The sequence below is a fragment of the Catellatospora methionotrophica genome (genome assembly GCF_011297335.1).
Classification (GTDB): domain Bacteria; phylum Actinomycetota; class Actinomycetes; order Mycobacteriales; family Micromonosporaceae; genus Catellatospora; species Catellatospora methionotrophica.
In genome coordinates this window covers 1-13,459 of sequence record NZ_JAAOTJ010000012.1, presented here as the reverse complement: position 1 = coordinate 13,459, position 13,459 = coordinate 1, and the positions used below count along the sequence as shown (strand labels likewise).

Sequence of the window (13,459 nt, the reverse complement as noted above, 5' to 3'; positions counted from 1 at the left end):
CCTCAGACCTCCGCCCGCTCCGCGGCCGCGCGCACCCGCGGGATGAACCCCGGCACCTGCCGGGCATAGCGCTCGTACGGCTCCCCCAGGCTCCTACGCAGGTCATGCTCCTCGAACCGCACCCCGATCAGGATGTATCCCGTCCCGGCCGCCGCGAACAGCAGGTGCCCGGCGGTCATGTCCGGGGTCGCCCAGAACGCGACGATGAAGCCGACCATGATCGGGTGGCGGACGATCCGGTAGAGCAGCGGCTGCCGGAAACCGGGCTCGGCGTACGCGGTGTCGCGGGCGCGGGCCAGCACCTGGCGCAGCCCGAACAGGTCGAAGTGCCCGATGACGAACGTGCTCAGCACGAGCAGCCCCCAGCCGAGCCCGCACACCGTCCACAGCAGCGTCCGCAGCCACATCGCCTCGACCGACCACATCTGCGCGGTCAGCGGCCGCCACTGCCACAGCAGCAAACCGACGGCCAGACTGGACAGCAGCACGAACGTGCTGCGCTCGACCGCCGCGGGCACGAAGCGGGTCCACCACCGCTTGAACCACGGCCGCGCCATCACGCTGTGCTGCACGGCGAAGAGGCCCAGCAGCCCGGCGTCGATCGCCACCGCGAGCCAGACGGTGCCGGTGACACCGTCGTCGACGCCCTTGGGCACGGCGAAGTTCGCCAGGAAACCGATCGTGTACACGATCGCGGCGAGAAACGCGGCATAGGCGAGCACGCCGTAGCCGACTGCCAGAATCCGCCGGAGCATGGGATCCTCCCCTTCGTTCGGTCGACCGACCGAATCTGCGGTACGCTAACATTCGGTCGACCGACCGAACAAGGGGTATCGATTGACCAGCGCATCGTTGAAGATCATGGAATCGGCCCGGTCATGTCTGCTCGCCGAGGGCTACGCGAACCTGTCCACCCGCAAGGTGGCCGACCAGGCCGGCGTCTCCCTCAGCCAGATCCACTACCACTTCGGCGGCAGGCAGGGCATGGTCCTGGCCCTGCTCGACCACGAGAACGCGCGGCTGGTCGACCGGCAGCGGCAGATGTACGCCGCCTCCGAACCCCTGTGGCGGCGCTACGAGCAGGCCTGCGACTTCCTCGACGACGACCTGGCCTCGGGCTACGTACGCGTGCTGCAGGAGATGATCGCCGCGGGCTGGTCCGACGCCAAGGTGGCGCAGGCGGTGCTCGCCATGCTGCAGGGCTGGCTGACCCTGCTCGAAGAGGTCGCCCGCGAGGCCGAGACCCGGATCGGCTCCCTCGGCCCGTTCACCGCCGCCGACATCGCCGTCCTGGTCGGCACCTCGTTCCTCGGCGGCGAGGCGATGATCCTGCTCGGCGACGACGGCTGGACCCAGCGCGTACGCACCGCCCTGCGCCGCGTCGGCGACCTCATCCGCACCTGGGAGACCTCGTCGGCCACAGCCTAGACAGGCTCGCCCGGTGGGAGGATGCGCTGCCACTCGCTGGAGTAGGCCGCGCCGAACAGGCGCAGCTCGTCGCCCTTGCAGTGGTAGGTCTCGGGTGTGATCGTGGCTTCGAGCCTCTGGCTGGCGCGCTGGCGGCCGTTGACCTTCAGGACGGTCGTGCCGGTGGTGACGGGACTGCTGTAGTTGATCGTCTTGTCGTCGGCCACGTAGTGCAGCGACGTCGTGCCGCTGTGGATCATCTCGTACCGGTCGCCCTGGTACGCGCCGCGCCGGGTCGTCTTGTCGACGGTGCTCATCGTGCCGTCGGCCTTGATGCGCATCAGCGTTCCCGAGCCAGTGAACTGGACCCGGTTGCCGTAGATCTCCCACTTGACCGTGTACGACGTCTCGCGCCAGTCGCCGATCAGGCAGTCGGCCGGGGCCGCGCTCGGCGGCGGGGGCGGCGGGATCGAGGGGGCCGCCGCCACCGGCGACACGCTCGGCGAGGCGACGGCAGGCCCGCTGCGCAGCCCGAAGTACGCCGCCGCACCGCCGACCAGGCAGACCACGAGGACGACCACGACCAGCAGCACGACGCCGACGATGACCAGCGCGGTCCGATCACGACGGCCGGAAGGCGGTTGCATCAGGCCAGCATCACCAAGTGCGTCCCCGACCACAAGACCGTGCGAGCCGTCTCACGCTCCGCCGACGCCACCACCGCCGGGCGCGTCCGCGTGGCCCGCGCGCCTGGGGAGATCGCTGTTTCGGGTCAGAAAGTGGCGTGTGACCGCAGATCATGACCAGAAACGACGATCATCGGCGGCTCGGCACCCAGGCAGGGCGGGGTACTCACCAGGACGGAGGGGGTGTCCGTCCGGTGGGAGCGGACGGACACCCGTCAGGCCGTCAGCTCCACGCGATGGAGAAGCTGTTGTCCGTGAACGCCGACGATCCGGCGGTTCCGCTGATCTCGAAGCCGAACTGGGCCTCGCCGACGGTCACGTCGCCCCACCAGCCCTGGGTGCGCAGCCAGTTCATGATCGCGCGCAGGTCGATGGTGCCGGAGTTGGTGTTGCTGGTACGCAGGAACGAGAACACCGCGTTGGCCCCGTTGGAGCCCCGGTAGATGTTCCAGGTGTGCCCGCCCAGGCTGACGTTGCGGAACGCGGGCACCGCGCCGTCGGCGTCGTACTGGTCCGCGATCGGCCCGACCGCGCCGCTCCAGTTCAGCCACAGCATGACCTCGTAGGCCCAGTTGTTGGCCCAGATGTCGTATGTCGTGGAGTAGTCGCCACTGCCGGGCACGCTCACGTTGAACGAGCTGGTCATCGACGACAGCGAGCTGACCGTGCGGTTGACCGAGCCCTTGACCGTGTGCGGGTAGGACTTCACGCCCGACGTGCGCGGATGGTTGGCGATGACTCCCCAGTTGGTGCCGGAGCGGGCCCACACCGTCTGCGAACCGGCCCCGGAGCCCCAGATGTTGTTGTACACGGTGTAGCCGTTGTTGACCCAGGTGTCCCACTGGCCGGACGCGCTCCACACCGCGTCGGACGGCACGCCCGGGGTGCCGCTGCTCGGCGACGGCGTCACCGAACGCGACGGCGACGGGGACGGCCCGGCCGTCCGGGTCGGGGTCGGCGAGTGGGAGACGCCGCCGGTGCAGGCGACGCCGTTGAGGGTGAAGCTCGCCGGTGCCGGGTTGCTGCTGGTGAACGATCCGTTGAAGCCGAACGAGGTGCTGGCGCCGGTGGCCAGCGAGCCGTTGTAGGACACGTTGCGGGCGGTGACCTGGGATCCGCTCTGGGTCAGCGCGGTGCTCCAGTACTGGGTCACCTGCTGGCCGCCCGCGTAGGACCAGACGAGCGTCCAGCTGCTGATCGGGTCGCCGAGGTTGGTGACGGCGACGGACGCGCCGAAGCCGCCCGGCCACTGGTTGGCGACGGTGTACGTGACGCGGCAGCCGGTGGCCGCGTACGAGGGGAGTGCCGTGACGACGCCGGTGCCGACGGCGGTCAGGACGGCCGCCGCGACGGCCGCGGCGGCGGAGGTGCCTCTGCGCATGACGGGTTGACCCTTCTGGAGTCGGTCGCCGGGATGTCCGACCGGTCGGCGCGCTGGCACCACGTGCGGCCTTGGCCCGGACCGCTGCGACCTGGGATGGCTTACCGAGGCGACGCATTTAAGTTTATCGTATTAACAAACTTAAGCGCTCCCGTCGGCGCGGTCAACCTGCGCCCGCAAGACGGCATCGACCGACGTGACCCCGACCCGCCGGTCAATCATCGATATCCGACACTTCGCCCACGGCGTGTCAACCCGTCTGCTGACGGGGTGCGGCGGCACCATCGAGCCATGAGCCGCGCCAGACATCCCACCGCCGTCGATGTCGCCGAACAGCTCGACTACTACCTGGTGTTTCCCAATCTCCGGGCCCGCGAGCGCGCCCTGCCACCGGAGGGCATCGTCGTCGAGGAGTTCGTTCTGCGCGCCGACGGCACCACGTCCGCGCTGGACAGTGCGGGTTGGACGGCGGGTGGCACGTGGTGGAGCGCCGCCGCGTTCAGCCGGGGCCTGCGCGAGGACGCCCGGCTGCGGGCCAGGGTCACCCCCGTCGGCCGGGCCGGCGCGCAGACCGCGTACCGGCTGCTGGGCGGCGGTGACCTGCTCGCCGAACCGCAGCTGCGCCGCCACTTCCTGGACCGGCTGGACCTGCCCGCGGCCGCGCCGCTGAACCTGGTGCCCGCGCAGGCCACCGCCGACCGTCGCATCTACCGGGTGCTGCTCGCGGGCGAGCTGGCCGAACCCGGGCTGGCCGCGCTGCGCAGCGGGTGGCGGATGCAGCCGTTCGACCGCTCCGACGACGCCGCGCAGCGGATAGCCGGGCGCACCCGGCGCACTCTGGACGGGCAGACGGTGACCTGGACGCTGCGCCGCATCGGCGTCGACCTCGCCTGGGCCGTCGACCTGGCCACCGACCGCCCCGACGACACCTCCGCGCACACTCTCGCCCCGCTACTGTGCCGCCTGCGCACCGAAGCCCGCGGCCAGGGCCTGATCCCGGTCACCGTGGAACGCCTGCGCTGACCGCGGCGGCGCACGCGCATCAGCGCCGTTTCAGGACGGGGTGTCAGGGTGGGGCAAATCCGTTCCGTGTGAAGGAGAACAGCGATCGTGGCCCACCTCAGCAGGATGCTGCGCCTGTCAGCCGTCGCGGTGCTGGTCGCCGCCGTCGTCGCCGTCGCGCCCCGCGCGGCCGTCGCCGGTGAGGACCCGCCTGCCGGGGGGATCGAACCCAAGATTCTGGCCGCGGTGTGCGCGGAGTTGCAGGGCGGCTTCCACCAGGACCCGCGACCGCCGTACCGCTACGGCTGCGGCCTGGTCGACGGCGAGTTCGACTGCCTGGAGACACGCTGCGGCTTCCGTCCCGCCGGTGACCTGCTGCCCCTCGAAGAGAGCTGCACCCGCTCCGGTGGCGGATACCTGCGGGGCAACCTCACCTACGTCTGCCTGATCGACATGCACGCTGTCGAGCTGACGTGCGACGAGGACCTGACCGACTGCGGCACCAGCGTCGCCAACGAGCAGCCGATGCCACGACCACGCCTGGTCACTAAGCCAGCTTGAGCCGGACCCGGCCCGCGTCGGCGTGACCGAGCTGCTCGAACAGCTCCACCGCCCGCGCCCACGCGGACCGGGCGGCGGCCGGGTCGCCCGCTGCCCGGTGGGCGTCCCCGAGGTGGTCGAGGGTGTCGGCCTCGTAGTAGCGGTCGTCGTGCCCCCGGTACAGCTCCAGGGCACGCAGGTAGTGCGTGATGGCCAGGTCGTGGTTGCCGAGGTGGTGGTGGATGTAGCCGAGGCTGTCGGAGGTCCCGGCCTGGAACGCCAGGTCGCCGAGGCGGCGCATCTGGGCCAGCGCCAGTTCGCAGCGCGGCCTGGCCCGTACGAAGTCACCGGCCAGGGCGTAGCCCCAGCCCAGCGAGTTCAGCGTGCGGGCCGCCATCATCGGCTGCCCGGCCGCCCGGTACAGCCGCAGGGCCTGGCGGGCGTGGCGCACCGCCTCGCCGTGCCGCCCCTGCCGGTTGCACAGCCAGCCGAGCTGGTACTGCACCTTGGCCTGACCGGCGAAGTCACCCAGTCCCGCGAACAGTTCGAGAGCCTGCTGCAGGTGCGCCTGCGCCCGCTCGTGGTCACCCAGCCGGGCGTACGTCGTGGAGGCGCTGATGTGCGCGTGGCCCTGGGCGGCGGGCAGCCCGAGCCGCCCGGCCGCCCGGGTCGCCAGGAGCTGGTTGGCCACCTGCTCGTCCCAGTGCCCCCAGCGGTCGAGAAAGTCCTGCGCGGCCCAGGCCAGCTGCCACACGTGCGTGTCGTGGCCGCCCTCGGCCGCCCGGCCCACCAGGGCCGCCAGTGCCGCCCGCTCGTCATGGAACCAGGCCACGGCCGCGTCGCGGTCGCCGGGCGCGGCGACGACGACGCCGTCCTCCGGCGGACCCAGTCCGCTGACCGGCTGCCGGGCCGGGGTGAGCAGCATCGCCGCGCGGACCGCGGTGTGCAGGTAGTGGTCGCGCAGCCGCCGGTCGGCGGCGCCGAGCGCGGCGGCGCCCTCGTCGCTGTCCGCCCGGTCGCGGGCGTACGCCCACAGCAGGTCATGGAAGCTGTACCGGCCCGGAACCGTCTCCTGCAACAGGTTCGCCCCGATGAGCTCGGCCAGCAGCGGCCGGACCGCGGCCGGCGGCGCGCCGGTCAGGCTCGCGGCCACGGGCTCGGTGAAGTCCGGTCCCGGATGCAGGCCCAGCAGGCGGAACAGCCGCGCCGCGGCAGGCCCGACGGCACGGTAGGACCAGGAGAACACGCTCTGCAGCGCGTCGAACGGCCCCGCCTCCCCGCGCAGCTGGCTGGTCACCTCACCCACCGCCAGTTCGGGCCGGGTCACGCAGCTCGCCGCGGCCAGGGCCAGCGCCAGCGGCAGCCGCGCGCACAGCGTGATGATGTCGCGCACCGCCGCGCTCTCGGCAGCCGTGCGGTCCGCGCCGATGCGCCGCGCCAGCAGGTCGCGGGCCTCCTCGTCGGTGAGCAGCCCCAGCGTGACCGGTTGCGCGCCTTCGAAGGCGACCAGTTCGGTGAGCTTGTTGCGGCTGGTGACCACGACGGCGCAGCCCGGCGAACCGGGCAGCAGCGGGCGCACCTGCTCGGCGTCGCGGGCGTTGTCGAGCACCACCAGCACCCGCCGGTCGGCCAGCACGCTGCGGTAGAGCGCGGCCAGCTCGTCGAGCCCGGCAGGGATGCGATGCCCCGGCACCCCGTACGCGTCGAGGAAACGCCGCAGCACCGCGGGCGGGTCGGCCAGTGCGCCACTGCCGAACCCGCGCAGGTCGACGTAGAGCTGGCCGTCCGGGAAGTGGCGGCGCACCTGGTGGGACCAGTGCACGGCGAGCGAGGTCTTGCCCGCGCCCGCCGTGCCCGACACGACCGTGATCAGCATCGCGGCGGCGGCGCGGCTGTCGGCGAGCATCGCGTCGAGGCGGGCCAGTTCCCGTACGCGCGGCGCGAACGCCCTGGTGACCAGCGGCAGCTGCGCGGGCACCGGGGTCGCCGCCGTGGCCGTGATCCGCGCCGGGGCGTCCAGCGCCGGGTCCTGGCGCAGGATCGCCGTCTCCAGTTCCCGCAGCGGCTGGCCGGGATCGATGCCGAGCTCGTCGGCGAGCACCTGCTTGAGCTGCTGGAACCGCTCCAGCGCGGCGGCCTGCCGGCCCGACCGGTACAGCGCGGTCATCAGCAGCCGGTAGAGGTCCTCGTCGAACGGCCGGGCGGCGACGAGCTGGTCCAGGCCCGCGATCAGCTCCTGGTGCTCGCCGAGCGCGAGCCTGGCCTCGGCCAGTGACCGCGTCGCCTCGTGCGCCAGGTCGTCCAGGTGGGCGGCCTGCTCGGCGAACCAGCCCAGCGCGGTGACGCCGGTCAGCGGGCTGCCCCGCCACAGTGCGAGCGCGGCGCGCAGGCACTCGGCGCGGCGGGCCGGATCCGGGGCCTGCCGCGCCGAGGCGATGAGCCGCTCGGCGGCGAGCACGTCGGTCGCCTCGCCACCGAGGTCGAGCACGTAGCCCGACGCCTTGCCCACGATCGTGTCCTTGGCCCCGAGCAGCTCGCGCAGGTAGGAGACGTGCCGTTGCAGCGTGTTGAGCGCGGTGGCGGGTGTGTCCTGCTCCCATACCGCGTCGATGAGCCGGTCGCTGCTGACGATCTGCCCCGGGTGCAGGCCCAGCATCGCCAGCACGGCCTTGCGGCGCAGCCCCGGCACCGGCCGCACCACACCACCGGCGACGACCTCCACCGAGCCCAGCAGCCTCACCTGCATGCGCGCGACCTCCTGTCCCCCTGCGGCAGCAACCCACCATAGGGGAAGAACAGGCGGCAATCGCCCGCCGCGTGATGTCAGAAAGGGGCGCTTTCGCGTTCTCCGGTCATCGGCTCCAGGTGGCACCCGCTAGCCGGCGCTGCGCACGGCACGCCCCGCCGCCCGGTGGCCGAGCCGCGGCTCCGCGTCGGGAAACGAGCCGTCACCGAACAGCACCCGCGCGGCCGCTGCCCGGCCCGCGCCGAGCCGCAGCGCGGCGACCGCGACCTCCGCCGCGGCAGGCGACCGGACTCCGGCGAGCACGCGGCGCAGCAGCAGCCGCCCCCGGAACCGGCTGCGCAGCGCGCCGCCGTCGTAGCGGCGCAGCTGGTGTTCGTCGCCGGTGCGCAGGTAACCCGCCGCGACCGACGCGGCCAGTTCCGACATCCGCAGACACGGGTCGAGCCCGCCCGCGGTCAGCGGCGACACCGCACCCGCCGCGTCCCCGACGAGCAGCCCGGACGGGCACGCCAGCCGCCGCAGCACGCCGCCGACCGGGATCGGGCCGCCGCGCCGCTCGACCGGGCCGGTCGGGGCGGTGCGGCCGGGGGCGTCGGCGGCGAACTCGTCCAGCAGGTGGCGTACCCCGGTGCGCATCGCGTCGGCGTATCCGGCGACGCCGACGTGGGCGTGCTGGCCGTCGTCGATGACCCAGCCCAGATAACCGGGGGCGACGCGCGGGTCCAGCACGCAGTGGAAAGCCGGGACGGTGGTACCCGACGCGATCGGGTGCACCAGTTCCGCGCCGACGATGAGCCGCCGGTTGACGTCCAGCCCCAGGTCACGGGCGACCCGCGAGCGCGCCCCATCGGCGCCGACGATGAACCGGGCCCGCACCGGTTCCGCGCCTTCGAGCCGCACCACGCCCCCCGTCGAGCCGTCGTACCGCACGCCCAGCAGGACGCGCGCCCCGGCCGCCTGCGCCGACTGCCGCGCGTGCTCGTAGACGCCGGGCATGTCGGCGACCCGGTACTCGTCGCGGTCGCTGCTCAGCCGGATCGGGGCGCGCCGCGACGGCGGATACAGCAGCACATCGCGTACACCGGGGCCGAGCAGGTGGTCCGGCAGGTCGAAATCCTCGAGGGTACGGCGCACGAAGATCCCGGTCGTGCGGATGCCCGCCGACAGCGACCTGCGGCGGTCGACCACCAGCACGGTCAGTTCACGTCGGGCGAGCAGGCGGGCCGTGTGCAGCCCCGCCAGACCCGCGCCGACGACCAGTACGTCCACAGTCTGCATACCTAGAGAAGCTAGGTATCGAAACCCGCGCGGACCGGTCTCTTCACGCGATCCGCCTGCGGTCTCCACACCTCCACCACATCGGCGGCCGGTCAGCCTGCCGGGGGCAGCGTGACGCGCAGGAAACGCGTGCCGGTGCCGGCACCGCCGACCAGCCACAGCGTGCCGCGGCACCGGGCTCGACCGTGAACAGCCGCCCGTACGCGCCGACCAGCATCGGCTGCGCGTTGGCCAGGCCGTCGCCGTCGAGGTCGGCCCGGTACAGTCGCGAGCTGCCCGCGCACGCCAGGTAGACGACGTCCCGCACGAACGCCATGCCACCACAGCCACCCTCGGCGGCGGCGAACCCGAGCCGCGGCGCGACGAAACCCGGCGTCTCGCAACCGCCGGTGGACCGTGACTCGGTGCCCTCGCACGCGGGCCAGCCGTAGTTGCCGCCCTTCACGACGAGGTTCGTCTCATCCGTGAGACCGTCCCCGGACTCCTGCACCCACAACCGGCCCCGCGCGTCGAAGGCCAGCCCCTGCGGGCTGCGGTGGCCGAGGCTCCAGATGTAGCCGCCGAACGGATTGCCCGCCGGGACCGTGCCGTCCGGATTGAACCGCAGCACCTTGCCCCCGAGGCTGCGCTGGTCCTGGGCCAGGCGCGGATTGCCCGCGTCACCGGTCGCCGCGTACAGCCTGCCGTCGCGCCCGAACCGCAACCGCCCGCCGTTGTGCACCTTCCCCCGCGGGATGCCGACGACCAGCGACTGCATCGACGCGCCGTCCAGTTCGTCGCCGCGCAGCCGCAGCCGCACGACCCGGTTGTCGGCCGCCGTCGAGTAGAACACGTACAGCCAGCGGTCCCTGGCGAACGTCGACGCGACCGCGAGACTCAGCAGGCCCCCGTCGCCGCCGGTGCCCGCCGCTCCCGGCATCGTGCCCAGCGGCGTGGCCTGGCCGGTGCCCGGATCGAGCCGGACGACCTCGAAGGTGTCACGCCTGCCGTAGAGCACCGAGCCGTCGGGCAGCACCGCCAGGCCCGACACGACCCCGGTGTCCTCGGCGACCGGGGTGACCGCGCACAGCACCGTACAGACCGCACCCGCGGTGACCTCGACCCCGGCGCTGCGCGACGACCCGTTTCCCTGCCCGTCCCGGGCGCTGACCTGGTAGCGGTGCCTGGCCGACGCGGGCACCCCGAGGTCGACGAAGGTGAACTGCGGGCCCCCGCCGCCGTCGACGGAGCCGACCTTCGCCCCGTCCCGGAACACGTCGTACGCCGCGACCCCCACGTCGTCGTTCGCGGCGTCCCAGGTCATGGTGACGGTCGTGCCGTCGGCCGTGGCCTTGACCCCGCTGGGCGCACTCGGGGCCTTGGCGTCCGAGCCGCACTGGGGCGGTGTCACCGATACGGTCGGACCCGCTGTGGACACGTTTCCTGCCTCGTCGCGCGCCTTGACCTGCACGCTCCAGGCGCCTGCGGGGACGTCCGAGAGCACAGCGGAACGCGTGCCGCCGCCGACGCTGGTCACGACCTGACCGTCGCGGTGCACGTCGTAGCCGGTCACTTCCCTGTCATCGGTCGACGCGGCCCAGCTCAGCGCGACCGACGTGCAGGTCGTCTCGCCGACGCTCAGTTCGGCGGGCGCGGACGGCGGCTGCACGTCCGGCGGCGGCTCCGGCCACCGCACGATCAACACCGCCAGACCGGCGACCGCGACCAGCAACAACCCGCTGATCAGTTTGGAACCACCGGAATCCGACTCGACCGGCGACGCAGCGACGGGTGTCATTTCCGGAATGTACAAGCCGGACACCCCGCGCACCAGACCTTGTCTGCCGCAGCGGCCACCGGCCGCCTCTGCGGGCGCGGACACCGTGCCCACCAGCGCCGGAGGCCGCCCGTGTCGCACCGGGGATCTATCCTTCGCGTACCGGCTGGGCCGCAGACCGGGGTTGAGAAGGAGCCGCGCACCATGTCCGACGACCGCACCACCGACGGCACCGCGACCGCCCCGATCGTCGACCCGGCCCGCGCCCTGCCACACACCAGCCGCGACGACTACGAGGCGGCCGTCGCGCAGGCCCGCCGCGCCGCTGCCGCGTACTACGCCGGTGAGCAGAGCATCGACGACGCCGACTACGACGCGCTGTACGCCCGGATCACGGCCAGCGAGCGCGAACACCCCGCCTGGCGGGTCGCCGACTCCCCGACCGCCGTCGTCGGCACCCCCGGCGGCGACATCGAGCACAGCACCCCCATGCTCAGCATCGGCAACGTCTTCAACAGCGAAGGCCTGCACGACTGGGCGGCCAAGCTCGACAAGGCCCTCGGTCACCCCGCGACCAGCTACTCCGTCGAACCGAAGATCGACGGCCTGGCCATCGCCGCCCGGTATGCCGAGGGCAGGCTCGTGCTGATCGCCACCCGCGGCGACGGCCACACCGGCGAGGACGTCACCAGCCAGGCCCGCCTCGTCGCCGGCCTGCCCGCACGGCTGTCCGCGCCGGTGACCATCGAGGTGCGCGGCGAGGTCTACATGACCGACGCCGACTTCGCCAAGGGCTGCGACCTGCGGCTCGCGCACGGTGAGCCGGTGTTCGCCAACCCGCGCTCGGCAGCCGCCGGATCACTGCGGGCCCAGCGGGTCTATGACGTCCCGCTGTCCTTCATGGCGTACGCCGCCCACGGACTGCCCGACGAGCACGCCCACAGCCACTCCGCTTCGATCGCCTACCTGGGCACCCTCGGCGTGGCCACCACCGCCCAGTCGTCCGCCGGGCTCACCGTGTGCACCGACATCGACGAGGTCACCGCCGCCGTCGCCGCCCTCGGGGCCCGCCGTGGCGAGCTCGGCTTCGGCATCGACGGCGTCGTCGTCAAAGCCGACCTCACCGCCGACCAGGCCAAGGCCGGTTTCTCGACCCGCGCGCCGCGCTGGGGCACCGCCTACAAGTTCCCCGCCGACACCCGCACCACGAAGCTGCTCCGCATCGACGTGCAGGTCGGGCGCACCGGCGTCATCACCCCCGTCGCCGTTCTCGAACCGGTCCAGGTCGGCGGTGTCGTGGTCACCTCCGCGACCCTGCACAACTTCACCGACCTGGAGCGGCGCGACGTCCGGGCCGGTGACACGGTGCACGTGCGCCGCGCCGGCGACGTCATCCCGGAGATCACCGGTGCCGTGCACGAGGCCCGGCCCGTCGACGCCGAGCCGTACAGCCCTCCCGTGCAGTGCCCGCGCTGCGGCGGCGACATCGACCGCGGCAACCTGCGGTGGCGCTGCGCCCGCGGCCGCGCCTGCGGCGAGAAGGCCACCCTGCTGTACTACACCAGCCGCGACGCGATGGACATCGAAGGGCTCGGCGAGAAGATCCTCGACGCGCTGCTCGCGACCGGCCACATCACCGACGCCGCCGACCTGTACGCCCTCGACGTGCCCACCCTGGCCGCGATGGACCGGCTCGGCACCGTGTCGGCGACGAACCTCGTCGGCAGCATCGCCGCGACCAAGGCCCGGCCGCTGTCCCGGGTGCTGACCGGCCTCGGCATCCGCATGACCGGCCGCACCCTGTCGCGCCGCATCGCCCGCCACTTCGGCACCATGGACGCGATCCTCGCCGCGACCCCGGCCGAATGGGAGCAGGTCGACGGCATCGGCAGCGAACGGGCCGCCGTCATCATCGCCGAACTCGCCGAGGTCGCACCGCTGATCGCCAAGCTCGCCGGGCACGGCGTCAACATGACCGAACCCACCGGCCCGGCCGTGAACGCCGCACCCGACAGCGCGGCAGGCTCGGGGTTGCCGCTGCGCCGCCCGGACGGGACACCGATGACCGTGGTGGTCACCGGTTCCGTGCCTGGCCTGACCCGCAACCAGGGCAACGAGGCTGTCGAGGAACTGGGCGGCAAGTCCTCGGGCTCGGTGTCGGCGAAGACCGACTTCGTCGTCGTCGGCGACGGCGCCGGCTCCAAGGCCACCAAGGCCGCCGATCTCGGGCTGCCGATCCTCGACGCCGACAAGTTCGCCCAGCTGCTCACCGCGCACCGCACCGGCGACCACGACACCGCCACGACCATCCTCCACACCGTCGCGCGCGTGACCCAGCCCGCCGCATGACCGTCCACCTGCCTTGATCGCTGTTTCGGGTCAAAACCTGGGTCCGGACCCCACCTTCTGACCCGAAACAGCGATCATCGCCGTTGCGCGGGCACGAAAAAGGGCCCCGCATAGGGGGCCCGAATAGGGGAAGTGGTGATACGCGTCAGGGCCCGACCATCGCTGGTCGGGCCCTGAACTGCGAATATTGTCCGGCGGTGTCCTACTCTCCCACAACGTCCCCGTTGCAGTACCATCGGCGCTGGAGGGCTTAGCTTCCGGGTTCGGAATGTTACCGGGCGTTTCCCCTCCGCCATGACCGCCGTAACTCTATC

10 protein-coding genes and 1 rRNA gene are annotated in these 13,459 nt (G+C 72.5%); 4 read left to right on the top strand and 7 right to left on the bottom strand.

The features are described from left to right. Positions 1-2: 2 nt before the first annotated feature. Entirely contained in the window at positions 3-755 is a 753-nt protein-coding gene (gene mddA, locus HAV40_RS24210; protein WP_166385005.1) for a methanethiol S-methyltransferase, read from the bottom strand. A 106-nt stretch (positions 756-861) separates the two neighbouring features. On the opposite strand from mddA, the gene HAV40_RS24205 reads away from it, so the two are divergent. Beyond that, entirely contained in the window at positions 862-1,428 is a 567-nt protein-coding gene (locus HAV40_RS24205) for a TetR/AcrR family transcriptional regulator (RefSeq protein ID WP_166385003.1), read from the top strand. Here HAV40_RS24205 and HAV40_RS24200 read toward each other — a convergent pair. Both HAV40_RS24200 and HAV40_RS24195 read right to left on the bottom strand, forming a co-directional pair. Then, positions 1,425-2,054, bottom strand: a complete 630-nt coding sequence (locus HAV40_RS24200; protein WP_166385001.1) for a hypothetical protein — start codon at positions 2,052-2,054, stop codon at positions 1,425-1,427. The two genes, HAV40_RS24205 and HAV40_RS24200, sit on opposite strands and share 4 nt — an antisense overlap. A gap of 262 nt (positions 2,055-2,316) precedes the next feature. Continuing rightward, the gene (locus tag HAV40_RS24195) at positions 2,317-3,474 is read right to left on the bottom strand and encodes a glycoside hydrolase family 12 protein (protein ID WP_166384999.1); all 1,158 of its coding nucleotides are present in this window, start codon (positions 3,472-3,474) and stop codon (positions 2,317-2,319) included. 291 nt (positions 3,475-3,765) lie between these two features. Here HAV40_RS24195 and HAV40_RS24190 point away from each other — a divergent pair, with 291 nt between their 5' ends. After that, positions 3,766-4,497, top strand: a complete 732-nt coding sequence (locus HAV40_RS24190) for a serine/threonine-protein kinase (protein WP_166384997.1) — start codon at positions 3,766-3,768, stop codon at positions 4,495-4,497. A gap of 87 nt (positions 4,498-4,584) precedes the next feature. Beyond that, on the top strand, positions 4,585-5,037 hold the full coding sequence (locus tag HAV40_RS24185) for a hypothetical protein (RefSeq protein WP_166384995.1): 453 nt from the start codon (positions 4,585-4,587) through the stop codon (positions 5,035-5,037). Here the strand turns inward: HAV40_RS24185 and HAV40_RS24180 are convergent. The 3 genes from HAV40_RS24180 to HAV40_RS24170 all read right to left on the bottom strand — a co-directional run bounded on the left by HAV40_RS24180 (position 5,024) and on the right by HAV40_RS24170 (position 10,817). Then, positions 5,024-7,762: an AfsR/SARP family transcriptional regulator gene (locus HAV40_RS24180; RefSeq protein WP_166384993.1), complete on the bottom strand. Its 2,739-nt coding sequence runs from the start codon at positions 7,760-7,762 to the stop codon at positions 5,024-5,026. The genes HAV40_RS24185 and HAV40_RS24180 overlap by 14 nt on opposite strands. 129 nt (positions 7,763-7,891) lie before the next feature. Continuing rightward, positions 7,892-9,040: an NAD(P)/FAD-dependent oxidoreductase gene (locus tag HAV40_RS24175; RefSeq protein ID WP_166384991.1), complete on the bottom strand. Its 1,149-nt coding sequence runs from the start codon at positions 9,038-9,040 to the stop codon at positions 7,892-7,894. 43 nt (positions 9,041-9,083) lie between these two features. Then, positions 9,084-10,817 carry a PQQ-dependent sugar dehydrogenase gene (locus HAV40_RS24170; protein ID WP_166384989.1) on the bottom strand — a complete coding sequence of 578 codons (1,734 nt, stop codon included), beginning with the start codon at positions 10,815-10,817 and terminating at the stop codon, positions 9,084-9,086. Between the two features lie 183 nt (positions 10,818-11,000). On the opposite strand from HAV40_RS24170, the gene ligA reads away from it, so the two are divergent. After that, positions 11,001-13,145: an NAD-dependent DNA ligase LigA gene (ligA, locus tag HAV40_RS24165; protein WP_166384987.1), complete on the top strand. Its 2,145-nt coding sequence runs from the start codon at positions 11,001-11,003 to the stop codon at positions 13,143-13,145. Positions 13,146-13,334: 189 nt separating this feature from the next. Here the strand turns inward: ligA and rrf are convergent. Beyond that, positions 13,335-13,451: ribosomal RNA gene (gene rrf, locus HAV40_RS24160) — 5S ribosomal RNA — on the bottom strand. Between the last annotated feature and the right edge of the window lie 8 nt (positions 13,452-13,459).